The 25,871-nt window shown below is 49.8% G+C and carries 25 protein-coding genes and 1 riboswitch; of the genes, 10 read left to right on the top strand and 15 right to left on the bottom strand.

Features of this window, described 5'->3' with window-relative positions:
• The first annotated feature begins 78 nt into the window (after positions 1–78).
• Positions 79–354, top strand: a complete 276-nt coding sequence (locus tag AYY16_RS05155; protein ID WP_067362910.1) for a YeaC family protein — start codon at positions 79–81, stop codon at positions 352–354.
• Positions 355–421: 67 nt separating this feature from the next.
• On the opposite strand, the gene pncA is transcribed toward AYY16_RS05155, so the two are convergent.
• The 3 genes from pncA to sppA all read right to left on the bottom strand — a co-directional run bounded on the left by pncA (position 422) and on the right by sppA (position 4,093).
• The gene (gene pncA, locus AYY16_RS05150) at positions 422–1,060 is read right to left on the bottom strand and encodes a bifunctional nicotinamidase/pyrazinamidase (RefSeq protein WP_067362907.1); all 639 of its coding nucleotides are present in this window, start codon (positions 1,058–1,060) and stop codon (positions 422–424) included.
• A gap of 29 nt (positions 1,061–1,089) precedes the next feature.
• Positions 1,090–2,109, bottom strand: a complete 1,020-nt coding sequence (ansA, locus tag AYY16_RS05145) for an asparaginase (protein ID WP_067362903.1) — start codon at positions 2,107–2,109, stop codon at positions 1,090–1,092.
• A 121-nt stretch (positions 2,110–2,230) separates the two neighbouring features.
• The gene (sppA, locus tag AYY16_RS05140) at positions 2,231–4,093 is read right to left on the bottom strand and encodes a signal peptide peptidase SppA (RefSeq protein WP_067362901.1); all 1,863 of its coding nucleotides are present in this window, start codon (positions 4,091–4,093) and stop codon (positions 2,231–2,233) included.
• 163 nt (positions 4,094–4,256) lie between these two features.
• On the opposite strand from sppA, the gene AYY16_RS05135 reads away from it, so the two are divergent.
• From AYY16_RS05135 to AYY16_RS05125, 3 genes are read left to right on the top strand one after another with little or no spacing between them, the layout of a single operon-like run.
• Complete coding sequence (locus AYY16_RS05135) at positions 4,257–4,808, top strand: NAD(P)H nitroreductase (protein WP_067362898.1); 552 nt, start codon at positions 4,257–4,259, stop codon at positions 4,806–4,808.
• 28 nt (positions 4,809–4,836) lie between these two features.
• The gene (gene selD / locus AYY16_RS05130) at positions 4,837–5,880 is read left to right on the top strand and encodes a selenide, water dikinase SelD (protein WP_067362896.1); all 1,044 of its coding nucleotides are present in this window, start codon (positions 4,837–4,839) and stop codon (positions 5,878–5,880) included.
• A 2-nt stretch (positions 5,881–5,882) separates the two neighbouring features.
• Positions 5,883–7,799 (top strand): DNA topoisomerase III, encoded by a 1,917-nt coding sequence (locus tag AYY16_RS05125; protein ID WP_067362893.1) that lies wholly within the window; start codon positions 5,883–5,885, stop codon positions 7,797–7,799.
• Between the two features lie 76 nt (positions 7,800–7,875).
• Here AYY16_RS05125 and AYY16_RS05120 read toward each other — a convergent pair whose 3' ends face one another.
• From AYY16_RS05120 to AYY16_RS05110, 3 genes are all read right to left on the bottom strand, one after another.
• Positions 7,876–8,379, bottom strand: coding sequence for a hypothetical protein (locus tag AYY16_RS05120; protein WP_082970595.1), 504 nt, complete (start codon positions 8,377–8,379; stop codon positions 7,876–7,878).
• A 143-nt stretch (positions 8,380–8,522) separates the two neighbouring features.
• The gene (locus tag AYY16_RS05115; RefSeq protein WP_067364732.1) at positions 8,523–9,920 is read right to left on the bottom strand and encodes a Cu(+)/Ag(+) sensor histidine kinase; all 1,398 of its coding nucleotides are present in this window, start codon (positions 9,918–9,920) and stop codon (positions 8,523–8,525) included.
• The gene (locus AYY16_RS05110; protein WP_067362891.1) at positions 9,910–10,596 is read right to left on the bottom strand and encodes a copper/silver response regulator transcription factor; all 687 of its coding nucleotides are present in this window, start codon (positions 10,594–10,596) and stop codon (positions 9,910–9,912) included. The genes AYY16_RS05115 and AYY16_RS05110 overlap by 11 nt, the downstream gene beginning before the upstream one ends.
• A 165-nt stretch (positions 10,597–10,761) precedes the next feature.
• On the opposite strand from AYY16_RS05110, the gene AYY16_RS05105 reads away from it, so the two are divergent.
• The 5 genes from AYY16_RS05105 to AYY16_RS05090 all read left to right on the top strand — a co-directional run bounded on the left by AYY16_RS05105 (position 10,762) and on the right by AYY16_RS05090 (position 17,069).
• Positions 10,762–12,144: a Cu(I)/Ag(I) efflux RND transporter outer membrane protein gene (locus AYY16_RS05105; protein ID WP_067364735.1), complete on the top strand. Its 1,383-nt coding sequence runs from the start codon at positions 10,762–10,764 to the stop codon at positions 12,142–12,144.
• Positions 12,145–12,300: 156 nt separating this feature from the next.
• Positions 12,301–12,492: a hypothetical protein gene (locus AYY16_RS20860; RefSeq protein ID WP_235846219.1), complete on the top strand. Its 192-nt coding sequence runs from the start codon at positions 12,301–12,303 to the stop codon at positions 12,490–12,492.
• Positions 12,458–12,649, top strand: coding sequence for a copper-binding protein (locus tag AYY16_RS20855; protein WP_235846214.1), 192 nt, complete (start codon positions 12,458–12,460; stop codon positions 12,647–12,649). Before AYY16_RS20860 ends, AYY16_RS20855 begins: the two co-directional genes overlap by 35 nt.
• Positions 12,650–12,676: 27 nt before the next feature.
• A complete protein-coding gene (locus tag AYY16_RS05095; RefSeq protein ID WP_067362888.1) occupies positions 12,677–13,936 on the top strand; it encodes an efflux RND transporter periplasmic adaptor subunit in 1,260 nt (419 codons plus the stop codon).
• Positions 13,929–17,069, top strand: a complete 3,141-nt coding sequence (locus AYY16_RS05090; RefSeq protein ID WP_067362886.1) for a CusA/CzcA family heavy metal efflux RND transporter — start codon at positions 13,929–13,931, stop codon at positions 17,067–17,069. Before AYY16_RS05095 ends, AYY16_RS05090 begins: the two co-directional genes overlap by 8 nt.
• Positions 17,070–17,167: 98 nt before the next feature.
• On the opposite strand, the gene AYY16_RS20850 is transcribed toward AYY16_RS05090, so the two are convergent.
• On the bottom strand, positions 17,168–17,557 hold the full coding sequence (locus tag AYY16_RS20850; RefSeq protein WP_235846211.1) for a hypothetical protein: 390 nt from the start codon (positions 17,555–17,557) through the stop codon (positions 17,168–17,170).
• Positions 17,523–17,906: a vWA domain-containing protein gene (locus tag AYY16_RS20845; RefSeq protein ID WP_235846210.1), complete on the bottom strand. Its 384-nt coding sequence runs from the start codon at positions 17,904–17,906 to the stop codon at positions 17,523–17,525. The genes AYY16_RS20850 and AYY16_RS20845 overlap by 35 nt, the downstream gene beginning before the upstream one ends.
• 283 nt (positions 17,907–18,189) lie before the next feature.
• On the opposite strand from AYY16_RS20845, the gene rlmA reads away from it, so the two are divergent.
• The gene (gene rlmA / locus AYY16_RS05080) at positions 18,190–19,005 is read left to right on the top strand and encodes a 23S rRNA (guanine(745)-N(1))-methyltransferase (RefSeq protein ID WP_067364729.1); all 816 of its coding nucleotides are present in this window, start codon (positions 18,190–18,192) and stop codon (positions 19,003–19,005) included.
• A gap of 68 nt (positions 19,006–19,073) precedes the next feature.
• Here the strand turns inward: rlmA and mntP are convergent, their stop codons facing one another.
• From mntP to AYY16_RS05045, 7 genes are all read right to left on the bottom strand, one after another.
• Positions 19,074–19,643, bottom strand: coding sequence for a manganese efflux pump MntP (gene mntP / locus AYY16_RS05075; RefSeq protein WP_067364726.1), 570 nt, complete (start codon positions 19,641–19,643; stop codon positions 19,074–19,076).
• 6 nt (positions 19,644–19,649) lie between these two features.
• Positions 19,650–19,846, bottom strand: a riboswitch (yybP-ykoY riboswitch).
• Positions 19,847–20,002: 156 nt separating this feature from the next.
• Positions 20,003–20,461, bottom strand: coding sequence for a DUF986 family protein (locus tag AYY16_RS05070; protein ID WP_067362884.1), 459 nt, complete (start codon positions 20,459–20,461; stop codon positions 20,003–20,005).
• Positions 20,462–20,540: 79 nt separating this feature from the next.
• Complete coding sequence (locus AYY16_RS05065; RefSeq protein ID WP_067362881.1) at positions 20,541–21,398, bottom strand: PTS mannose transporter subunit IID; 858 nt, start codon at positions 21,396–21,398, stop codon at positions 20,541–20,543.
• A 13-nt stretch (positions 21,399–21,411) separates the two neighbouring features.
• Positions 21,412–22,206, bottom strand: coding sequence for a PTS mannose/fructose/sorbose transporter subunit IIC (locus AYY16_RS05060; RefSeq protein ID WP_067362879.1), 795 nt, complete (start codon positions 22,204–22,206; stop codon positions 21,412–21,414).
• A gap of 63 nt (positions 22,207–22,269) precedes the next feature.
• The gene (manX, locus tag AYY16_RS05055) at positions 22,270–23,253 is read right to left on the bottom strand and encodes a PTS mannose transporter subunit IIAB (RefSeq protein WP_208020720.1); all 984 of its coding nucleotides are present in this window, start codon (positions 23,251–23,253) and stop codon (positions 22,270–22,272) included.
• A 491-nt stretch (positions 23,254–23,744) separates the two neighbouring features.
• On the bottom strand, positions 23,745–25,109 hold the full coding sequence (locus tag AYY16_RS05050; RefSeq protein ID WP_067362873.1) for an L-serine ammonia-lyase: 1,365 nt from the start codon (positions 25,107–25,109) through the stop codon (positions 23,745–23,747).
• Positions 25,110–25,303: 194 nt separating this feature from the next.
• Positions 25,304–25,870: a CoA pyrophosphatase gene (locus AYY16_RS05045; RefSeq protein ID WP_067362870.1), complete on the bottom strand. Its 567-nt coding sequence runs from the start codon at positions 25,868–25,870 to the stop codon at positions 25,304–25,306.
• Position 25,871: the final 1 nt, after the last annotated feature.

Raw genomic sequence — 25,871 nt, 5'->3', positions numbered from 1 at the left:
ATCAACCAAAGAAAAAACGATTCAGCTTTTTGATGTAATCAAAAGGTAAAATCAGTCGTATTCGGGGAAGGAGTAAGAATGGAAATTGATGATTTGCTGTCCGCCATGACACCGGAAGTATACCGGCGCCTGGTGACCGCCGTCGAGTTAGGCAAATGGGCTGATGGCGTGCCGCTGACAGAATCACAGAAGAGCAGCAGCCTGCAACTGGTGATGATATGGCAGTCCCGTCATAACGAGGACCCGGAGCACATGACCATTGGTGTGAACGGGGAGATCAGCCTGAAATCCAAACAGGCGCTGAAAGCCCTGTTCAGTGATACACACCTGGCGACCATCCGGCCGCAGGACTGAGCACCAACCGGGACTGCGCAGAAATGCCGCTGTCCCGCGTCTGTCTTATCTGTTGTCAGAGCTGTTGTCAGATTTTTGTGCTGCAAAATTGCGCGCAGGTCTGTAACACCGCACCCTGTTTTTCCATTTCTTTCAGCGCGTTATTGCTGTCATTTTCCTGTAAATTGACGCCCCGGCAACCATCCGTTATCACTGTTACCGCAAAACCTTCCGCCAGCGCATCAAACACCGTAAATTTCACACAGTAATCGGTGGCTATCCCGAGGATAACCAGCCGGGTAATATTCTGTGCGGCAAGCAGGGAAAGAAGGGCTGTCGGGCGCTGGTGGTCGTTATCATAAAACGCACTGTAACTGTCAATCTGTGGGGTTTCACCTTTGAAAATAATGTGCCCGATACCCTGTTTGTTCAGGTCGGGATGCAAATCCGCACCCGGGCTGTGCTGCACACAATGAACCGGCCACCACACCTGTGGTTGTCCGTTAAGCTCACCGCATTCACCGACAACCGTTCCTGAGTTGACCGCAAAGCTCAGATGATTTGCCGGATGCCAATCCCGGCTGGCTACCACCGGTATTGCCTGCTGCTGACAATATTTTATCATCAGGTTAGCGGTGAGGATCACGCTGTCACTGTCCTGTACGGCGAGTGAGCCGCCCTGACAGAAATCATTTTGTAAATCCACCAGAAGAAGGGCTGTGTTCATCGTCTTGTATCCCCGGCCTTTGTTATAGCTCAGTTGTCGTTATAGCTGAGCTCACCGCGTAAATCCTGCTGCATAAGAATACGGATCTCATCACTGGTGTAATCCTGGCTGAGCAGATAATGCAGCTTGGTCAGGGCGGCTTCAAAGGTCATATCAAACCCGCTGAGCACACCGACATCCGCGAGAGCATGCCCGGTGGCATAGCCGTCCATATTGACGCGTCCGGAGATGCATTGTGTCAGGTTTATCACTATGATGCCGCGCTCAGTGGCGTCGCGCAGAGCACTGAGTAATTTAGGTTGCTGCGGGGCATTACCGACGCCGTAAGAGCGGATAATCAGTGCTTTGACCGGCTGTTGCAGAATATTGTTCACCACATCGACAGAAAGCCCGGGATATACAGTGACAACGCCAATCGGCTGCGGGGTAATATTATGCAGCGTGAAGGGCGCATCACTCTGCGGCAGCGGGTTGGTATTCAGGTTGCGGATATTAATACCGGCTTCCATCAGTGGCGGATAGTTCGGCGACGTAAACGCCGCAAAGCCGTCTGCGTGGGCTTTTACTGTCCGGTTACCACGGTACAGGCGGTTGTTGAAGAACAAACCGACTTCATTGACCGGATAATGAGCAGCCAGATAGAGCGCGTTGAGCAGGTTTATCTGACCATCTGAACGCAGGGCTTCCAGCGGGATTTGTGACCCTGTCACTATTACCGGCTTGGTCAGGTTTTCAAACATAAAAGAGAGCGCGGAGGCGGTAAACGCCATGGTGTCCGTACCATGCAGAATGACGAATCCGTCATAGTGATCATATTGAGCGTTGATATCATCGGCGATGCACTGCCAGTCATCGGGTGTCATATCGGATGAATCAATCAGCGGCTGATGCTCTGTGATAGTGAAATCCGGCATTTCAGGACGGAAAAATTCCGGCATCATCGCGACCTGGCGTTGCAGGTGTCCGGAAACAGGAACATAGCCCTGCGCCGAGTGCTGCATCCCGATAGTACCGCCGGTATAGACCACATAAATGGATTTCTTTTGCATGTTGCTGCTCTTAACTGAGTGACAGGGAAAGTTGCAGGAATTATAGGGTGTTCAGAAATAAAAAAAAAGCCTGTTCGTCACGAACAGGCTTCAGGTTATGGTTTTCGGTTGAAGAATAAACTTATTGAATATCAGTACAATTTAAGCAGAACGCGTAACGGTATTGCGGATCGGTCAGCATTTTGGAGAAAGTAGCCTGTTGCGTCAGTGTCGCGCCGACAGGTGCCGGGATAAGTCCCTGCAAGGTTGACGGCAGGGTGATACTTACATTCCCGACCGCTTCTGACAGCAGTTTATCCACAAAGGTCATCTCCGGCTGCATCCAGGTCAGTACCGGTTTTTCAACATTTGCCAGCTCAGCGGCTTTCGCGACGGCATCATCAAAATCACCCAGTTTATCAACCAGACCATTAGCTTTGGCATCAAGCCCTATCCAGACGCGCCCCTGAGCAATCTTATCCACTTCTTCCGTGGTTTTGTGCCGTGACTGCGCAACAATCGTCAGGAAAGAGCGGTAGCCGTTTTCGATATACATCTGCATCAGCTCTGAAAACTCCGGTGTCAGTGCTTTGGTAGCGGTTGCATCGGCGAGCGGTGAGGTGGATACGCCATCGGTGTGAACACCGATTTGGCTGAGGGTATCTTCAAAGGTGGTGACCACCCCGAAAATCCCGATAGAGCCGGTGATGGTACTCGGTGAGGCAACAATGTAGTCAGCCGGGGTGGAAACCCAGTAACCGCCTGATGCCGCAACACCGCCCATCGAAACCACAACCGGTTTTCCGGCTTGTTTCAGTGCGGCGACTTCGGCGCGGATCTGGTCAGAGGCGGTTACACTGCCGCCGGGGCTGTTTACCCGCAGAACCAGTGCTTTCACATCAGGGTTCAGACGTGCTTCGCGGATAAGCGCAGAAACAGCGTCACCGCCTGCCATGCCCGGTGCATCCGGTCCGTCAACAATCGCGCCCTGCACAACGACAACGGCAATATTCTGCGTCTCTTTTTCCGGCGCAACACCGACTCCCCTGAGTTTGGCATACTCGCTGAACTGAACGGCGTTAAAGGTTTTGTTTTGTTTATCCCAGCCAAACACTTTCACCATTTCGGCTTCAAAAACACTCGACGGCATGATTTCATCCACCAGTTTTTGTTGCATGGCATAACGGGCATTGTCACCTTGTGCCAGTTTCATCAGGGCGAGCATTTTTGTCGCACCCGGAAAAACGGTGGTTTTATCTGTTTTGCGGTTGGCGGCAAGGGTGGTGAGGTAGTTATCCCACAGGATATCGACAAACCGTTGGGTTGATTCGCGGGCTTCCGGTGACATATCATTACGCATCATTGGTTCAACAGCCGATTTATAGGTGCCGACGCGGAAGATGTGCGCTTTGACTTTCAGCATCTCCAGTAACTCGTTATAATACAAGGTATTCGTCGCGAACCCGTAGATACCGACGCCACCTTGTGGCGGCATCACGATTTTGTCAGCATAAGAGGCGAGATAATACTGTGACTGACTGTAGCTGCCGCTGATCGCATAAACGTGTTTGCCCTGTTTGCGGAACTCACTGATCGCTTTTCCGATATAATTGAGTGATGGCTGGTCAGCACCGGCAAAATCATCCAGTTTAAGAACCATCCCGGTAATGTCCGGGTCACCGGCGGCGGTGCGGATAGTGTCAACCACGTCAAAGAGTGAGTTCTCCTGCAACTGACCGGCAGACGCACCAAGCAGCTGGCGGCTGAGACCTTCAAGCGGACTGTTACGGGAAATCTGATCGACGACAACACCGGAGAGATTTACATATAATGCTCCGGGCTCTCTGCTGACCTGGGTATCAGATTCACTGAGGGTGACATACACGCCGGCCACAATCAGCAGTAAGACCAGAAAAAGAATGTTGGCGACAAGGTGACGCACAAAATTCAGTATTCGCCAGCTCCATTTAAAAAATCCGGTGATGATAGTCCATAAAATACGCATGACGGCTCCAAATACAAAGATGTCCTGCTATCGTAAAGAGGATGAACGGATTTGTCAGCCTGAAAACGACGGATCGCCTGAAATATAAGCATTTAAACAATCTAACCTTAAAAATAGCGAAAAAAGTGGTAGCTTATCAGCGACTAAAAAAAGGGGATAACTGATGGATGCACTGACTTTATTACTTAATCGCCGCTCAGCGTCACGTTTGACAACACCTGCACCGTCGGGTGACGCCTTAAATACTATTCTGAATGCCGGGATGCGTGCGCCGGATCATGGCGCGTTACAGCCCTGGCATTTTATTGTGATGCAAAACGAAGGTATTACTAAATTCAGTCAGTTGCTCGAAAAAGCAGCAAAGGAAGCCGGTCTTGGATCAGAGGTTGAAGAGAAAGCCCGCAATGCACCTTTACGAGCGCCGTTAATTATCACGGTTATCGCAAAGGTAAAAACCGCGCACAAGGTTCCTGAGTGGGAACAGGTGGTTGCTGCGGGCTGTACTGTACAGGCCATGCAGATGGCAGCAGTGGCTCAGGGCTTCGGCGGGATCTGGCGTACAGGTTCATGGACAAAAGATCCGGTGGTACGGGATGGTCTGGGATGTGAAGAGCATGATAAAATTGTCGGCTTTCTTTATCTCGGCACCCCGGCACTGAAAGCGCCGGCTACTGTGGCGCCTGTGGATCTCACCCCTTTTGTCAGCTGGTTCTGAGCAGATTGACGCTAACAAGGAGATTATCATGTCAGAAGCAGTGCGTTTAACGCAATACAGTCACGGCGCGGGTTGTGGTTGTAAAATTTCCCCTAAAGTACTCGAAACTATCCTGCACAGTGAGCAGGCTAAATTTATTGATCCTAATTTACTGGTCGGTAATGAATCCCGTGATGATGCCGCAGTGTATGACATCGGTAACGGCATCGGCATCATCAGTACCACGGATTTTTTCATGCCGATTGTGGATGATCCGTTTGATTTCGGTCGCATTGCCGCCACTAATGCGATCAGTGATATTTATGCCATGGGTGGCAAGCCGATTATGGCGATTGCTATCCTCGGCTGGCCGATTGCCAAACTGGCACCGGAAATTGCGCAGCAGGTTATTGAAGGCGGTCGCGCGGTCTGTCGTGAAGCCGGAATTTCGCTGGCGGGTGGTCACTCGATTGATGCCCCTGAACCGATTTTTGGTCTGGCAGTGACAGGTATTGTGCCGACAGACAAAATCAAACAAAACAATCTCGCTCAGGCCGGTTGTCAGTTACTGCTGACCAAACCGCTGGGTATCGGCGTGCTGACCACCGCTGAGAAAGAGAGCAAACTGCGCCCGGAACATAAAAACCTGGCGCGCGACACCATGTGTCAGCTCAACAAACCGGGTGCAGATTTCTCAGAAATTAGTGGTGTGAAAGCCATGACGGATGTGACCGGCTTCGGGCTGCTCGGGCACCTGAGCGAAATTTGCCGTGGCTCTGGTTTACAGGCAATTATTCACACTGATTCTATTCCGGTTTTACCGGGTGTTTATGATTATATCGCACTGGGCTGCACGCCGGGCGGTACGCAGCGTAACTTTGACAGTTACGGGCATCTTGTCGGCGAAATGACCGACGTTCAGCGCAAATTGCTGTGTGATCCGCAAACCTCCGGCGGTCTGTTACTGGCAGTTGATCCTGCCGCGCGTGAAGAAGTGGAAGCGGTTGCACGTAAATATGGTCTGACCCTCAGCCCGGTAGGCGAATTAGTTGCGCCGGATGCAGATCGTGCACTGATAGAAGTTACTGCATAAACATGCGTTTGTTTATTGCTGAAAAGCCAAGCCTCGCTCGTGCGATTGCGGACGTATTACCTAAACCGCACCAGCGGGGGGACGGCTTTATCCGTTGCGGTGAAAATGATTGCGTCACCTGGTGTATCGGGCATCTGCTCGAACAGGCAGAGCCGGATGCATACGATCCCCGCTATGCCCGCTGGAACCTCGCCGATCTACCGATTATCCCTGAAAAATGGATACTCAAACCGCGTGATTCGGTTGCGAAACAGTTGCGCACTATCGGCTCACTGCTCCGGTCCGCCACTGAAGTTATCCACGCCGGTGACCCCGATCGCGAAGGGCAGTTACTAGTGGATGAAGTGCTGGATTTTCTGGAGCTTGACCCGGCGCTCCGTCAGCAGGCGCTGCGCTGTCTGGTGAATGACCTTAACCCGCAGGCAGTGACGCGGGCGGTCGGAAAGATGCGATCCAACCGGGAATTTATTCCGTTGTGTGTTTCAGCACTGGCGCGATCGCGTGCGGATTGGCTCTACGGCATCAATATGACCCGCGCCTATACTATCCTCGGGCGCAATGCCGGTTATAACGGCGTGTTATCTGTCGGGCGCGTACAGACCCCGGTGCTCGGGCTGGTGGTGCGCCGCGATGAAGATATCGAAAATTTTGTGCCGCGTGATTTTTTTGAAGTACGGGCGCATATTGTCACACCGGCAGATGAGCATTTTACTGCTCTGTGGCAGCCGAGTGAAGCGTGCCAGGATCATCAGGATGAAGACGGACGTCTGATCAACCGCACACTGGCAGAACATGTTGTCAGCCGTATCAGCGGGCAGCCTGCGCTGGTCACGGATTTTCAGGACAAAACAGAAAACGAAGTGGCACCATTACCGTTTTCGTTGTCCGCATTACAGATTGAGGCCGCCAAACGCTACGGACTGAGTGCTCAGATAGTGCTGGATACCTGTCAGCGTCTGTATGAAACCCATAAATTAATTACCTATCCGCGTTCGGACAGCCGTTATCTGCCGGAAGAGCATTTTGCCGGACGGCATACCGTACTGAACGCGATTTCTGTGCATACGCCGGATTTGCTGCCACAGGATAATCTGGATGATTCCCTGCGAAACCGCTGCTGGGATGATAAAAAAGTCGATGCGCACCACGCCATTATTCCGACGGCAAAATCCTCCCGCGTGTCGCTCAGTGAAAATGAAGCGAATGTTTATGAGCTGGTTGCCCGCCAGTATCTGATGCAGTTTATGCCGGATGCACAATACCGTAAGTGTGTGATTGAGCTGGATATTGCCAACGGAAAATTTGTTGCGAAAGCCCGGTTTCTCTCACAGGCGGGATGGCGCACCCTGTTGGGTGCCAAAGAGCGGGATGAAGAAAACGAAGGCACACCGCTGCCGGTTCTGACCAAGGGTGATGAACTGTTGTGTGAGCGCGGGGAAGTGGTGGAGCGCCAGACTCAGCCGCCACGCCCGTTTACCGATGCCACGCTGCTTTCCGCCATGACCGGGATTGCCCGGTTTGTGAAAGATAAATCCCTGAAAAAAGTGCTGCGTGAAACCGATGGTTTAGGTACAGAAGCGACCCGTGCGGGGATTATTGAATTGCTGTTCCGCCGTGAATTTTTGTACAAAAAAGGGCGAAATATTCACTCATCGCCTGCGGGGCGCGCACTTATTCATGTCTTGCCGGAGATGGCGACACTGCCGGATATGACGGCGCACTGGGAATCAACCCTGACGCAAATCAGTGAGAAACAGTACCGTTATCAGGATTTTATGGTGCCACTGTCTGAAACATTGATGGGGCTGATAGGTCAGGCAAAGCAAAACCGTAATGTGCGGGCATTCCGTGATTTACCGCCGCCGCCACAGTCAAAAAAGAAGGCAGTAAAGCCGAAAAAAACAAAAAAAGCCCCGTAAGCCGGGGCAAAAATAACGCTACAATCACAAGGAAATAATAAAAAGCAACAGAGTACGGAAATGGGGGATTAAAAAATTAACTCTGTCTGCGGTGTTGTTCCGCAAGTAACTGATGCGGACCTGAGCGCCCGTTATTCATCATATCGCGGGAAACGGCGGCTCTTTCCTGCTGACTCATTTGTGAAAAGGGTGTCGCGGTACTGTTGTTTGCAGCAGTGTCTGTTTTATCACCGGCAAGCCGGCTATGTTTATTACTGATAACCTGATGTTGCCCGGCGCGTCCGTTATTCATCATGTCATGTGCGACAGCGGCCTGCTCATGTTGATTCATCTGTGAAAACCCGGTAGTGGTATTTTCAGCCGCTTTTTGTTCAGCAGGTACTTTATTTTTATGGTCACTGCTCATTACCTGGTGCGCACCGGAACGTCCGTTATTCATCATATCGTGCGCAACCACGGCTTTTTCATGCTCATTCATCTGACTGAAGCGGGTGGTATTTTGTGTGGCAGCAGTGGCTGCGCCGGAAAATATCATCATTAATGCAGCCGTGGTTATTACTTTTTTCATAATGCTTTTCATAATATATCTCCATGAAGGTTAGCGTTGTATGCTGTGTTCGATGGGATGATTATATAAAATGCGTTCTGTTGCAGGCGTGACGGAATAATGACATGTTTGTCATATACCCTTATTTATTCAAACTGCTGGTTCGTTGGCTGCATTCAGTCAGTAATAACAGGGAATGAAATAATAAACCGGGTGGAATCTTCATCAGATTCAGCCTGTATTTTGCCGTGATGAGCGGTAACAATGGATTTGACAATCGCCAGCCCGATGCCGCTGCCTTCACCATTGCGCCGCCTTGCAGGGTCAACCCGGTACAACCGGTCAAACAGGCGGGGAAGGTGCTCTGCTGCAATCGGCGTTCCGGGGTTTTTTACCATCAGTGTAATAAGATTATCTTCTTGTTTTATTGCAATAGTAATAGTGCCTTCCGGCGGGGTATAGCGGACGGCATTGGAGAGTAAATTATTAATAACCCTGCGGATCATCGCTGAATCACCATTAATATATGCAGGGTCGCCTGTCAGCATTAATGAAATTCCCTGCTCTTCGGCGACGATATCGTAATAATCAATTACCTTCATGGCTTCAGTGTGCAAATTCAGCCTGGATTGCTCCGGAATAAGCTGATTATTATCGGCCTGCGCCAGAAAAAGCATATCTGTCACCATTTTAGCCAGCCGGTGATATTCCTCCATACCGGAGTCCAGAATATCCTCCAGCTCTTTTGTGGTACGCGGCTGACTTAATGCAATTTCTGTTTGTGTCAGCAGGTTGGTAATAGGCGTGCGTATTTCATGCGCAATATCCGCAGAGAAATTAGCCTGGCGGGTAAAGACATCTTCTATCCTGCCGAGCATATGGTTAAACGAAATAACTAATTGTGCCAATTCAATCGGCACATTTTCCGGATCTAACCTGACAGTTAAATCTTCAGAGGTAATATTTTTAATTTTATCGCTGACACTGCGCAGCGGCTGATGCCCGGTATAAACCGCAAATAACACAATGATGATAATCAGCAGACTGATGGCGGATGCTGTCATCATTAAATTATGTTTCAGTTCATCAATGTAATGCAGATGGAAATTGATTGAGAGTGAAATTAATAAGGTATAGTGCGCACCCGCCGGGGTGATAAGGATGCGGTAGGCGGTTGGGTCATTCTCTTTTTCCCAACGGAATACCCGGTCACCATATGATTTCTGAGCGAATTCCGGAGAGTCAATAATGACATTAAAATCAGGACCTTTCTCTGATCGGAACAGAACATTATTGTTTTTATCAAGCAAGATCGCCGCAATGTTCGGGTAATTATTCAGGACTGAATTCAGTGTACCGAGCCGCTGAGATTCTGATTCACTGTTGTCCTGAAGAATACTGTTAATTGTTGCACTGATTTGCCGCAGGTCACTGTCATCCTGCTGGGCAAAATGTTTCTCCACGGAATGAAGCATTATCCAGGTGAATGCGACAAAGGCAGCCACTGTTGCCAGGCTGATAAAAAAGGTCAGCCGGGTGGCAAGGGAAAAGGGGCGGCAGGGCTTATTTTTTATCATCGGGGATCTCAAGGACATAACCGACACTGCGGATGGTATGGATCAGTTTCGGCTCAAAATCCTGATCAATTTTGGCGCGCAGGCGTTTGACTGCCACATCAATCACATTGGTATCACTGTCAAAATTCATATCCCAGACCTGTGAGGCGATAAGTGCACGCGGCAGCACTTCACCCTGGTGGCGCAGAAAAAATTCCAGCAGTGAAAATTCTTTACTCGTCAGCGTGATGCGTTCACCGCTGCGGGTCACTTTGCGTGACGCGCGATCCATCATCAGGTCAGCGATCCGGAATTCGCTTTCGGCAATAATCGCAGTTCCCCGGCGCAGCAGGGTTCTGACCCGCGCCAGTAACTCGGCAAATGCAAAGGGCTTGACCAGATAGTCATCCGCACCCAGCTCAAGACCTTTGACGCGGTGCTCAATAGTACCGAGTGCGGAGAGCAGTAACACCGGCATACCTTTATTTGCGGCTCTGAGCATACGGATAATTTCCCAGCCGTTGACATCCGGCAGCATAATATCCAGCACAATCAGGTCATAATCAGCCGTCAGCGCCAGATGATACCCGGTCAGACCATTATCGGTCAGATCGACAATAAAACCGGCCTCTGATAATCCTTTTTTCAGGTATTCGCCTGTTTTGCTTTCATCTTCAATGATTAAAATTTTCACACTTGTTCCTGTTCAGTGAAGTACATCAGCCATTTTAATGCGCAAAATCATGAGATCAATGCCCGTTACCTAAAATGACAATTTCGTCATTTTCCTGTCACTCAGTAAACAGAATCACCCCGGTACACTGCGGCTATTATGTTAATAACCGGCGGACCGGACAGTATGCGGATTTTAAAATATATCTCACTGAGCACCTTTTTTGTTCTGACCGGCTGCGTTTCGTTTGCGCCGGATTATCAGCGTCCGGCGCTCCCGGTTCCTCAGCAATTTTCCCTGGCGCAGAACGGGCTGGTCAGCACCGGTGATTACAGTGTTCCGGGCTGGCGTCAGTTTTTCGCCAATCCTGCCGCCACGGCACTGATTGAGCAGACACTGCGCACAAATGCCGATTTAAAAACAGCGATCCTCAATGTCCGTGAAGCCCGTGAGAAATACGGTGTGACGCGGGCAGACCAACTACCGCAGGTAAACGGCAATCTCAGTGCCACGTCACAAGGCAGATTTACCGGCGAAAAACGGACGGAAGACAGTTATGAAACCGGTTTTTCACTGAGCTTTGAGCCGGATTTCTGGGGACGGTTACAGAACCTGAGTGACGCCGATCAGCAAAATTTTCTTGCCACACAGGAAGCGCAGCGGACTGCGCAAATCCTGCTGATAAGTACAGCGATGCAGAGTTATTACCAGTATCACCTTGCCACAGAGCAGCTTGCTATCAGCCGTGAGAGCCTGAGCTACTATGTGCAATCTTACCGGTTTATTGAGCGCCGTCTGGTGACCGGGAACAGCAATGTGCTCTCGCTGGAGCAGGCGCGCGGACAAACGGAAAGCGCACAGGCAGATATTGCCGCGCGTGAGGGTGAACTGAAACAGGCCGCTAATGCGTTGCAGCGGGTATCCGGGGATTACCGCCCGTTATTACCGGTAAATCCGGCTGATGCACTGGTTTCCCCGGAAGTTAACTTACCGGCCAATCTCCGGTCAGATATTTTACTGCAACGCCCGGATATTACCGAAGCCGAACACCTTTTGCTGGCAGCAAATGCCAATATCGGCGCTGCCCGCGCGGCATTTTTCCCGTCTGTTTCGCTGACCGGCGATATCTCCGGCAGCAGCAGTAACCTGGCTTCTGTACTCGATGCCGCTACCGGTATCTGGCGCTTTATCCCGAAAATCACTATTCCGGTATTTAATGGCGGGCGCAACAGCGCGAACCTGGCGCTGGCGGAGATCCGACAGGAAAAAGCGGTGGTTATCTATGAGCAGCGCATTCAGAACGCCTTTAAAGACGTCGCGGATGCACTGGCGCTGCGGAACAGTCTTGCACAACAGGTAGCGGCACAGACGCGATACGCCGCCTCACTGGATATCACATTACAACGCGCACAATTTCTTTTTGCCCGCGGGCAGAGCAGTTATCTCGATGTGCTGGATGCACAGCGGGCATTGCTGACCACGCGCCAAACCCTCGCCACACTGAAATATAACCAGAAAATAAATGAAATCACCCTGTTTGCCGCATTGGGCGGCGGATGGAAAGCCTGATCATCAACATTATACCCAACGTCATTCAAGATGCAGGCAGGCGGCAAGCTCCGATTGCCGGGGAGCATACATCAGTATGTGACCCGGCTAGCTGAGTGCAGCCAACGAACCTGCAGTTTGAATGAATAAGGGTATATTAAAATAAGGATACTTATTATGCGTCTATCTCTCATCGTCACATTAGTGGCGGGCATGGCAGCATTCTCACTGCCTGCGTCCGCCAATGAAACACATCACAATGTATCTGCATCTGTGTCTGCATCTCCGGTATCGCAGCAGGTTACCGAAGCCGTCGGTACTGTCAGGGGAATTGATGCGGAGAATAAAAAAAATCACGATAGATCATGATGCTATCGCATCACTAGGCTGGCCCGCAATGCAGATGCGCTTTACCTATACAGAAGCTACACCGCAATTTACGGATCTGAAAGAAGGTGACAAAGTCAGCTTCACATTCATTCAGCAGGAAAATATTTCCCTTCTTCAGTCAATCTCAGTCCGGTAATTCACCGGCTATTTCCGGGGAACGGACATGGCATCTGCAACATTAAAATACAGCGCGGTGATCATCAGCAGCCTGATTATCGGCGGTGCGGTGGCAATCGGGATCTCACCGTATTTCGCTTCTGCACAGAATGATACCGCCGTTCAGGAACCGGAGCGGAAAGTCCTCTTTTGGTATGACCCGATGAAACCCGATACCAAATTTGATAAGCCGGGTAAATCCCCGTTTATGGATATGGATCTGGTGCCTAAATATGCGGATGAAGAGGGTGGCGGAACAGGCAACGGCGTACGGATAGACCCGGTTCAGCAGCAGAATCTCGGGTTGAAAACTGCACAGGTTCGTCGCGGAACGCTGGATTACATCCGCACATTTCCGGCAAATGTGATGTTTAATGATTATCAGTTTGTCATTGTCCAGGCGCGTGCCGGGGGATTTATTGAAAAAGTCTATCCGCTGACCACCGGTGACCGCGTGCGCAAAGGGATGCCGCTGATTGAGATCACCGTGCCGGAATGGGTGGAAGCGCAGAGTGAATATCTGCTGCTCAAAGAAACCGGCGGCACCGCTGTACAACAGCGCGGCGTGCTGGAACGCCTGCGCCTTGCAGGAATGCCGGAAAATCATATCCGGCAGTTGCAGCAAAAACGGGAAATTCAAACCCGGTTTACAATCACTGCCCCGATTGACGGTGTTCTGACTGCATTTGATCTGAAAACCGGGATGAATATCGGCAAAGAAAATATTGTTGCCAAAATTCAGGGGATCGATCCCATCTGGCTGACCGTCGCGGTACCGGAATCTCTCGCCTACCTGCTGGATAAACAGGCGGACTTGCGCCTTTCAGTACCGTCTCAGCCGGATAAAACCTTCAAAATCACCCGGCGCGACCTGCTGGCGGGGGCGGACCCGGTCAGTCGCACACTTCAGTTGCGTTTACAGGTTGAAAACCCGGAGGAATTGCTCAAACCCGGCATGAATGCGTATCTCACATTAACAGCAAAGAGCGGCGATATGCTGCTTATTCCGTCGCGGGCGGTGATTGATACCGGCAGTGAGCAACGGGTGATAACTCAGGATGAAAACGGGAAGTTTGTACCGAAAAAAATCACGGTGCTGCGCGATTCAGGGGGGGATACCGGGATTGGTAATGAACTGCGTGAAGGGGAAAAAGTAGTGGTGAACGGACTGTTCCTGATTGATTCCGAAGCCAATATTAATGGTGCGCTGGAGCGGATGCGCGATACTGACCCGCACTCAGCATATCAGGGAGGCGGTCATGATTGAATGGATTATCCGGCGCTCAGTCGCCAACCGCTTTCTGGTGATGTTCGGTGTGCTGTTTCTGACCTTATGGGGCGCCTGGACGATTGCCAAAACCCCGGTTGATGCACTGCCTGACTTGTCTGATGTGCAGGTTATTATCAAAACCACGTATCCCGGACAAGCGCCGCAACTGGTTGAAAACCAGGTAACTTATCCGCTGACAACCACCATGCTGTCTGTTCCCGGGGCGAAAACAGTCCGCGGGTTTTCACAGTTTGGTGCCTCTTATGTTTATGTTATTTTTGAAGACGGAACCGATCTCTATTGGGCGCGTTCCCGGGTGCTGGAATATCTTAATCAGATTCAGGGAAAATTGCCTGCCGGAGTCAGTGCGGAGATTGGTCCGGATGCCACCGGTATCGGCTGGATTTTTGAATATGCACTGGTTGACCGCAGCGGAAAACAGGATCTGGCGGATTTACGCGCATTGCAGGACTGGTTCCTGAAATATGAGCTGAAAACCATTCCCAATGTGGCAGAAGTCGCATCTGTCGGCGGTGTGGTAAAACAGTATCAGATTGTGGTGGAACCGCAGAAACTAGCGCAATACGGTATCAGCCTTGCAACGGTGAAGCAGCAGCTTTCCGCTTCAAACCAGGAGGCAGGGGGATCGTCCCTTGAACTGGCAGAAGCCGAATATATGGTGCGGGCAACCGGCTATCTGCAATCTGTGGATGATTTTAATCAGATAGTCCTGAAGACGGACGCGAATGGTGTACCGGTGTACCTGCGTGATGTGGCAACCGTGCAGATAGGGCCGGAAATGCGCCGTGGCATTGCCGAACTTGATGGTGAAGGTGAAGTCGCGGGCGGAATAGTGATTTTGCGCTCCGGCGAAAATGCCCGCGAGGTGATTTCAGCGGTCAAAGCTAAGCTTGAAGCACTGAAAAGCAGTCTGCCGGAAGGTGTTGAAATCGTCACGACCTATGATCGCAGCCAGTTGATTGACCGCGCCATTGAAAACCTGACCTTTAAACTGCTGGAAGAGTTTCTGGTGGTTGCTGTGGTATGTGCGCTGTTCCTGTGGCATCTGCGCTCTGCGCTGGTGGCGATTATTTCATTGCCGCTGGGATTATTTATCGCGTTTATCATCATGCATTTTCAGGGACTGAATGCCAATATTATGTCGCTGGGAGGGATAGCCATTGCCGTCGGCGCGATGGTAGATGCGGCGATTGTGATGATAGAAAATGCACACAAACGCCTGGAAGAGTGGGGACATCAGCATCCCGGTAAATTTCTTGATAATAAAACGCGCTGGCAGGTGATCACTGAAGCCTCTGTTGAAGTGGGTCCTGCATTATTTATCAGTCTGCTGATTATTACATTATCATTTATCCCGATTTTTACCCTTGAAGGTCAGGAAGGACGGCTGTTCGGACCCTTGGCATTTACCAAAACTTATGCCATGGCGGGGGCTGCCGCGCTGGCGATTTTTGTTATCCCTATCCTGATGGGCTATTGGATACGCGGTAACATTCCGGCTGAAAACAAGAATCCGCTGAACCGTTTTTTGATCCGCATTTATCACCCGTTATTACTGAAAGTGCTGAACCGTCCGAAACTGACACTGCTGGTGGCGGTATTCACACTCTTTTCTGTTATCTGGCCACTCAGCCGGATAGGCGGGGAGTTTTTACCGAAAATTAATGAGGGCGACCTGCTGTATATGCCTTCCACATTGCCGGGAGTCTCTCCTGCACAGGCAACCGCACTGTTACAGACCACGGATAAACTGATCCGCACTGTGCCTGAAGTGGCAACGGTATTCGGCAAAGCAGGGAAAGCAGAAACCGCAACGGACTCTGCGCCGCTGGAAATGATAGAAACAACCATTCAGCTGAAACCGCAGGAAGAGTGGCGCGAAGGCATGACGCTGGATAAAATCATTGAGGAGCTGGATGCAACCGTTCGTCTGCCGGGATTAGCCAACTTGTGGGTTCCGCCTATCCGCAACCGCATCGATATGTTATCCACCGGGATAAAAAGCCCGATTGGTATTAAGGTATCCGGTACGGTATTAGCCGACATTGATGCAACGGCGTCGGATATTGAAGTTGTCGCCAGAACCGTTCCCGGTGTTGTGTCGGCGCTTGCCGAGCGGCTTGAGGGCGGGCGTTATATCGATGTGGTGATAAACCGTGAAAAAGCAGCACGTTACGGTATGACCATCAGTGATGTTCAGTTGTTTGTATCATCCGCAACCGGCGGCGCGATGGTGGGGGAAACCGTGGAGGGTGTGGCGCGTTATCCGATAGGTCTGCGCTATCCGCAGGCGTTGCGCGACAGTCCGCAGGCGTTGCGCGAACTGCCGGTGCTGACACCACTGAATCAGCAGATAACGCTCGGCGACCTGGCAGACATCCGCGTGGCGTCCGGTCCGTCTATGCTGAAAACAGAAAATGCACGTCCGGCAAGCTGGATCTATATCGATGCCCGCGGGCGGGATATGGTTTCTGTAGTGAACGATTTGCGTCAGGCTATTGAGAAGGACGTGAAGCTGCGCCCGGGAACCAGTGTGTCATTCTCCGGTCAGTTTGAATTACTGGAGCGGGCAAATCAGAAACTAATGCTGATGGTGCCGATGACGCTGATGATTATTTTCATCCTGCTGTATCTCGCGTTCCGGCGTTTTGATGAGGCTCTGCTTATTCTGTTAAGTATGCCGTTTGCGCTGATCGGCGGTATCTGGTTCCTGTACTGGCAGGGATTCCATCTGTCCGTTGCCACCGGCACCGGGTTTATCGCGCTGGCGGGCGTTGCGGCAGAATTTGGCGTGGTCATGCTGATGTATCTGCGCCATGCCATAGAAGCAGACCCCAAACTGACTAACCCGGCGACATTTACCCGCGAAGGTCTGGATGATGCGCTTTACCACGGTGCGGTGCTGCGCGTCAGACCGAAAGCAATGACAGTGGCGGTGATTATTGCAGGTTTACTGCCGATATTATGGGGAACGGGGTCAGGCTCTGAAGTGATGAGCAGGATAGCAGCGCCGATGATTGGCGGCATGATAACTGCACCATTATTATCGATGTTTATTATTCCGGCGGCTTATAAACTCATCTGGCTGCGCCGCCATAAAACAATTTAGCCAAAAGAAAATCATAACCAAAAGAAAGTCATAACAATAAGAAAATCCCCGGCCTGACAGCCGGGGATCTACTTTTTGAATGCTATAAAGGTAAAACGTTATTTTTTACTGCGCTCGCTGTTATCCTGTTCGACATCCGCTTTCCATTCGCCGGTAATCGGTTTGGACTGTTGTTTGACTGAGACAGCTTTATTTACAGCTTCATAGGCTTTGTCATAGCCTTTTTCATCCTGTATATAACCGGTGGCATTCGAGCTTTTAATACCGATGTTACCGGCTTCTGAAATAGCATCAATATTGGCACCCAGGAAAATAAAGTCCCATTTATCTTCTTTTTCCGCAGACTTAATCATCGATTTAATTTTTGACTGACTGTATTTCTGACTGCTGTTTTCTTCGCCATCAGTAATAATGACAAATAATACGTTGTTATTTTTCGTGATTTTACGGGTTTCACGGATTTTTTTCGATTGTCTGACCAACGGCATCCAATAATGCGGTATTACCGCCGACAGAATAATCCCCGGGTGTCAGGTTTTTAACTTTACTGATAGGTTCCCGGTTATGTAATGTACTGCTCTCGTGATTAAATAACACGGTAGTGACATAAATATTCCCGCTTTTTTTCCGGTTTTCTGCCAGCACAGAGTTATAACCGCCGATAGTATCCTGTTCAAATCCGGACATTGACCCGCTTTTATCCAAAACAAAGACCAGGTCTAAATCTGCGGGCGCAGTTATTTCAGGCGGTGCCGGTTTGGTGTCAACCGCAGCGAATGTGGTGGCTGAAAATAAAAATAAAAGTGAGGCAAAAAGCGGACGGGTAAGTCTGAGCATAGGTATTCCTGTTATATTTTTCGTGTGAAGTAAGAGTGGGAGGAATACCCGTATTCTGGCGTGTACAAAAAATATTCAAAGCAGATTTATCTGATTACACTCAACAGTCGCTGCGTACAGAAGAAGAGGCCTGTGGATTAACTCTGACGTGCAGGCTGTGCCATTGCTGATAATCATCAATTTTATCCTGCCACCAATACGTTTTCATGATATGGTTTTGCCTCAATTTTTCTGTTACCGGCGCTGCCGGTTGCACTCTTATCCTATTTCACAGTGAATGATTATGTCTTACCAATGCCCGCTTTGCCAACACCCGCTGGATCGCCGTTCAAACAGTTATTGTTGCGATAATAACCATCAGTTTGATCTCGCGAAAGAGGGATATATCAATCTGTTACCTGTTCAGTTTAAGCGCTCAAAAGAGCCGGGAGACAGTAAAGAGATGATGCAGGCACGCAGAGCGTTTCTGGATAATCATCATTATCGCCCGATGCGTGATCAGGTTATTGCGGCGTTTGACCAGTTTTTACCGGAACAGGCGCAGGCAGTTCTGGATATCGGCTGTGGCGAGGGGTATTACACCGGCGCGCTGGCGGAAAGCCTTGCTGCGCGTGATGTCGTGGTTTACGGGCTGGATGTGGCGAAAGTTGCGGTACGTTTTGGTGCAAAGCGGTATCCGCAGGTGAATTTCAGCGTGGCGTCCAGTCAGCGGCTGCCGTTTGAAGATAACAGTCTGGAAGGCGTATTGCGCATTTATGCTCCCTGTAACCCGGATGAGCTAACCCGCGTGGTGAAGCCGGGCGGGATTATTGTGACCGTCACACCGGGTCCGCGTCATTTATACCAGCTGAAATCTCTGATTTATACTGATGTGCATCTTCATCCGCTGAAAGAGGAATGTTTCCCGGGATTCAGTCCGGTACAGGAGTATCAGGTAGCATATCCGATGCTATTGGCGGGGGCAGATGCAACCGCCTTGCTCTCGATGACGCCGTTTGCGTGGAAAGCAACAGAGGCGGTGAAAACCCAACTGGCAGCAGAAACGGAATTTTCCTGTGAAACTGATTTTCTGATCCGGGTTTACCGGCGTGATGCATAAATAAAATGACCCGCGACAGCGGGTCATTTTATTGCGAGCAAAGCAGAACGGATTAACCGCAGAACCGATTAACCAATGTGCTCATATAAGATGGTGAATCCAATCAGGATCAGGACAACCCCGCCAGCAATTTCCGCGCGTTTACCCAGCATAGGGCCGATATAGCGACCCAAAATCATCCCGGTGGTGGCCATTATCATGGTCATCAGCCCGATAGTCATGGCAGTGTGCACGATATTGACTTCCAGAAACGCCAGACCAACACCAATTGCCATGGCATCCAGGCTGGTGGCAACGGCGGTTGTGGCAAGGTGCATTGCACTGTGGCGCTGTGGTTTTTCGTGTTGGGCGCAGCAATCATCACCGGCAGTGATACTGTTGTAGATCATACGGGCGCCGAGAATAAATAACAGCGCAAACGCAATCCAGTGATCCCACTCGATAACATACTGGCTGGCAAAAATACCGATTGTCCAGCCGATAAGCGGTGTGATCGCTTCAATGACACCAAAGATTAAACCGGTGCGCAGAGCTTCGCGTAAAGGGGGTTTGTGCAAGGTAGCGCCTTTGCAGACAGCAACGGCGAAGGCATCCATAGAGAGGGCCAGGGCGAGGACGAGGGTGGCATAAAAACTCATAAACTCAGTCTCGGTCGGGTAGCTATCCATATACACACAAATCATCCCCGACCTCCGGTGAAATGTGTGTCTATGGTCTTGCCAACCGAAACGGCATCCGTACCACGCTGATATAATATCCAGCGAGCATGTTGACACGGATTTTCTGTTATTTACCTGAGAGGTGAATAATAGAACAGGCTACTCCCCAATGACGTGACCGGAAAGATATCACAGAAAATAAAAAAGGCAAGAATTGATATTCTGGTTTTAAAAGATGCTAATGAGAATGATTTTCATTGCGTGATTTTAAATAAGAAAATAAAGACTAATATTGATATTAGTCTTTATTTTTATAGGGGGATAAAAATAAAGGGTAATTATTTATTATTAACCATGAAATTGTAAATTTGTTGTAAATCATCAAGATGAGATACCTTAATGTAGATTTTTCGATTTTCCAAACCCACAAGAAGAATGCCGTCTTCAGATAAATTCATTGTTTTTATTCTATTATATTTAATAAAGGCATTCGCATAAAAGAATCCATCCTGCTTAAAATATAACTTGGGTGAACGAATAAAAGCCAGATAGATTGCAATGATAATACAGGCGGAAAGTAAATAGGTTGTTAATGCACTACCATGTCCGGTTATATTATTATAAATAACAATACCAATAAGAAAGATGAAAATAACGGCATCAGCACGGTGGTTACGTTTGAGTTTGACCCGTAACTGCGTTTTACCTTTCAGTGTATTGACGATAAATTCGTCATAGGCCGCAAACAGCAGCATCAGAATAATTACACACAGTAAAATGATATCGTTAATAGTCATGGTGGTTTCTTTTCCCCGGAAGCGGCAATAAAAAACGGGAGGTTTTCCTCCCGCTTAAACTAACATACTTTTTTACTGATTACGGTGCCAGGAAACCGAAAACGTAACCCAGAATACCGAGCACAAAGAAACCGATAATAATCAGCAGCGCATTTACTTTGCGGCGCAGCAGCCACATACACCCGAAGGTAAGCAACAGTGGCATCAGACCCGGCATCAACTGGTTAAGAATGGTCTGGACAGTGGTGACATCTATCTCGCCTGTGGTCGGGTTTTTAATCTCCGATACCACCAGCGGAATATTCACTTTTGTCCATTTGTTCACCAGCGCCCCCATGACAAAGAGGCCGAGAATAGAGGCGCCTTCTGTCAGTTTCTGGAGGAAGCCGCCGCCCATATCCTGAACGATATCCAATCCTTTTTTATAGCCGTACGTCACACCGTAGTAACGGGTGGCAAGGCGGACGATATTGAACAGGAAGAAGAACAGCAGTGGCCCGAGCAGGCTGCCGGTCATGGCAATACCGGCACCGAGTGCGGCAAATACCGGACGCACGGTTCCCCAGAAAATAGGGTCACCCACACCGGCTAACGGTCCCATCAGACCGACTTTGATACCATTGATGGCACCATCGTCGATATCAGCACCATTGGCGCGCTGCTCTTCCATCGCACAGGTTACCCCGAGGATAGGGGCTGCCATATACGGATGCGTGTTGAAGAATTCCATGTGGCGTTTGATAGCCTGACGGCGCTCGTCGTTATTTTCAGGATAAAGACGGCGGATAACCGGCACCATGGAGAAGGCGTAACCCATCGCCTGCATACGTTCAAAGTTCCACGACCCCTGAAACAGGTTTGAGCGGATGAACACACCACGGATATCGCTCTTTCTTAACTGTTTTTTTGCAGTTATGTTGCTTGTTGTATCAACCATGTTGTTCACCTTCTTAGTCTAACTCGTTATCGAGGTCGTTCTTGCCGGCAGCGACAACGACTTCCGATTTGTTGTATTTCGGACTGAGCTGGATATACAGCACAGCCATCACAGTCCCGATAACACCCAGGGCAACCAGGTTGAAATCTGTGAATGCGGCAGTCACGAAGCCTAAGTAGAAGAATGGCATCAGGTAACCGGCACGCATCATGTTAATCACCATGGCGTAACCGACAACAACGATCATGCCTCCGGCGATATTCAGACCGTGAGTGACCCAGTCAGGAATGGAATCCAGCATTTCACGGACAACATCTGTCCCGACTGATACTGCAACGATAACCGCCGGAATAGCGATACGCATTGCCTGAAGCAGCAGGGCGCCGACATGGATAAAGCCCAGCGCGGAGAGGTTCCCCTTATCTGCGGCACGGTCCCCCATGTGCTGGAAGGCGACAGTAATAGTACGGACGATAATCGTCAGTACCTGACCGGCTGCGGCCAGCGGAATAGCAAGTGCAATACCGGCACCGATATTTTGCCCGCCGGCAATAACCAGAATGGTGGAAATGATGGACGCCAGCGCCGCATCCGGTGCGACTGCCGCACCAATGTTCATCCAGCCCAGGGCGATCATTTCCAGCGTACCGCCGATCATTATCCCTGTTTTCATATCACCCAGTACAATCCCCATCAACGTACAGGCGACCAGAGGGCGGTGAAACTGGAATTCATCGAGGATTGACCCCATACCTGCGACACAGGCAACGATGAAGACCAGGACGATTTGTACAACGGAAAGTTCCATTGTCTTTCTCCTTTAACCAATCATGTTGTGAAAAACAAATTTTGCATTGAGTAATGGGTCAAATTAACTTTCAGCTTTGCTGATTAAATCCATCATTTTTATTTTTGAATCGGTAGACACTTTGCGGGCTTCCAGCTCAATGTTCCGTTCATTTAAGGCCTTGAATGCAACGATATCGTCACTATCGATAGAAATTGCATTATTAACCTGTTTCTTGCCTTCGTGGAATGCCATCCCGCCGATATTCACGGTCGTGATATTGACACCGCCCTCAACCAGACGCAGTACATCTGCCGGGTTAGTAAACAGCAGCATACAACGTTCATTGGCGTATTTCGGGTTATTCCAGACACGGATCATTTTATCGACATCAACGACGTGAGCAGTAACGCCCGGAGGTGCTACCTGCTTGAGTAATGTGGATCGGACAGTATCTTTTGCGACATCATCACTGACGACAATAATACGCTTCACATTCGTTTCTTTGGTCCAGCGTGTTGCAACCTGACCGTGAATAAGACGGTCATCGATACGCGCAAGTGAAATAATCATATGTCCGCCGGGACCGGCAGGTGCCGCAGGTTTTGCAGCCGGTTTTGGCGCTGGTGCCGCTTTTGGTGCTTCTGCTTCCTGTGTTTTCAGGGCGCGGATACCTTCACGGCCGGTTTCGAGTGCGACAGCGACCAGTTCCTGCAATGACGGGTTATCATCACGGCACATAAAAGTCTCTACCAGCATCGGAACATTCACCCCTGTGACTATCTCATAATTACTGGTGCCGCCTGCCGCCTGATCCTGCTCAGTGACGATACGGTTTGCTGCGTTGAACGGGCTGCCGCCCCAGGTATCGACAAGGAATAATACCCCGTCGGTAGTTGATAAACCGGGCAGCTTTTCATTGTACTTGGCATACAGTGTGTCGGCATTTTCCCCCGGAACGAAGTCGATGAAGGAAACGTTTTCCTGTTCACCAATCAACATTTCAGTCGTGCGCAGTAATTGCTCCGCGGCTTTACCGTGGGTGCCAATCATAATGGCTATACTCACCTTTCTCCCCCTTAACATCAGCCAGGATAGTGTTTGTGTATTACACAGAATCTTTTATGGGTCAGGAAAAAACCGCAAGACTCCGGTGTAAAGATAGTCTCAGGCCCGTGATACCGCTAATTATTTACGTTTAAGCAGCGGTAATTAATTTCGGGGCGCTAATTAATTGTAAGACTACCATTTTATGATTATAAAAAAAACTTGCTTTCCGTCAGAAAACAACAAAATCGAAACACGAAACATGTAAGTAAAGATGATAATTATGTTGAGTGAGTCATTTATCAGGTGAATGGCGGGATTATTTAGTATTTTATAGCGGGATGAACTAATGAATTTTACATATCATTAATATAATTACTTTAAATATTATAAATTTGAACAAAAAAACAGCAATGCTGATGCGCTTCAGGTAAAAAATATCCCTGCAATGTTGCAGGGATATTAATGTCTGAAAATTATGTTTTGCGGATCAGATCACAACATGGTCCGGTTCAGTCACACTGAACTTTAATCGCCAGGCCACCGCGCGATGTCTCGCGGTATTTGGCATTCATGTCTTTGCCTGTCTCATACATGGTTTCGATAACCTTATCGAGTGAGACACGCGGCGCACTTGTGCGGCGCAATGCCATCCGCGAGGCATTAATCGCTTTCACAGACGCAATCGCGTTACGCTCAATACACGGCACCTGAACTTGTCCGGCGACAGGGTCACAGGTTAATCCCAGGTTATGTTCCATGCCAATTTCAGCCGCGATACAAACCTGCTCCGGGCTGCCGCCGAGAATTTCAGTCAGTCCCGCAGCTGCCATTGAACAGGCAACGCCGACTTCTCCCTGACAACCGACTTCTGCGCCTGAAATCGATGCATTCATTTTATACAGAATGCCGACCGCACCGCTGGCGAGGAAGTAACGGAGATAGATATCCGGGGTAACTTTTTCAATGCAACTGTCGTAGTAAGCCAGTACTGCAGGCACGATCCCGCAGGCGCCGTTGGTTGGTGCCGTCACAACACGTCCGCCGGCGGCATTTTCTTCATTGACCGCCAGTGCAAACATATTGACCAGGTCAATAACCTGCATCGGGTCATTTGACAGTTTACCGGTGGAATTAATCAGTCGGTTCAGTGCTGCTGCACGGCGTGGTACACGCAACGGACCCGGCAGAATGCCTTCGGTTTCCAGACCATGCGCGATACAGTCGGTCATGGTTTTATAGATATCAGCAAAATACGCGTCAATGTCTGCTTTGGTGTGCAGATCCAGCTCATTTTTCATCATCAGAGAGGAGACAGACAGACCGGTCTCATGGCAGTGCTTCAGCAACTCTTCAGCACTGGCGTACGGATAGGATACCGGTGTTTCATTGGCGTTATCCTGACCGAAATGTTCCGCATCGACGATAAAACCACCGCCGACGGAGTAATAGGTTTTTGTGAACAGTTCGTCGTTACCGGCAAATGCAGTGATGCTCATGCCGTTTTCATGCAGGGGCAGGTTACCGGTATGGAAATTCATCCCGCCTTCAAGCGGAAAATCAACGGTTTGCTGACCATTTGCCAGTGCCAGTTTTTCTGTTTCACTGACATTTGCGATAAAGCCCTGAATAGCATCAATATCCACGGTTGCCGGTAAGTTACCCGCCAGACCCATGATGATAGCGATATCAGTATGATGACCTTTCCCTGTTAAGGAGAGTGAGCCGTAGACATCAACGGAGACGCGGGTTGCGCGTGAGATCAGTCCTTTTTCAACTAATTCATCAACAAACTGCTTCCCGGCTTTCATCGGCCCTACGGTGTGAGAGCTGGAAGGGCCAATGCCCACTTTAAACATGTCGAAAACGCTAATCACGTCAGACTCCTTAAAAAAACAATGTAATAGTGATTTATTGTAAAGCGCGTTACTTTACTGTTGTTTGCTCACGCTAACAAAGCAGTTTATCGCATTTTTTTACTGCGTAACAGTGTTTTCAGATAAAAAAATAGGCATGGTTGATGAAAAAAATACAGGGTAAAATAGTGTAAGAGTGTGAATTCGGTTACAAATTAATCATTTTTAACTTGCGTTGCCAGCCGATATAAAATGCCCGCAGTCAGTCCCCAAATCATTCTTCCTTCATACAGACAAAAATACAGGCGGCGCTCCACGGTATTGCGTTTCATATCAATATAGCGGTAACGGCTTACATCAAGAGCGGCATCCAGCGGCAGCTCAAAGATATCAGCGACTTCCTGCGGGTTACTCCGCAAGACCAGTGAAGAGGGAACTATCCCGACAACCGGGGTTACGCGAAAACCTGTCACACTGTCAACCGGCGCCATCTGCCCCAGCACCTGTACCGATTGCGGCGGGATGGCAATTTCTTCCTGAGCCTCGCGCAGGGCGGTGGCAACCGGGGAGGTATCACCCGGGTCCGCCGCGCCGCCGGGCAGTGAAATCTGACCCGGATGGGATCGCAGTGAGGCGGCGCGCAGGGTCAGTAATATACCCGGCCGGGGTTTGTCCGTGATCGGAAGCAAAACAGCCGCATGGCGATCACGCTGCCCTGTGATTTCTGCCTCTTCCGGGCGGATTAACTGAAAACGGGGGATAAACTGCGCCAGTGAATTCATG

Source organism: Morganella psychrotolerans (genome assembly GCF_001676155.1).
Taxonomy (GTDB): domain Bacteria; phylum Pseudomonadota; class Gammaproteobacteria; order Enterobacterales; family Enterobacteriaceae; genus Morganella; species Morganella psychrotolerans.
Note: the sequence above shows the minus strand (reverse complement) of the source record. Positions and strands in the feature narration are given on the sequence as shown.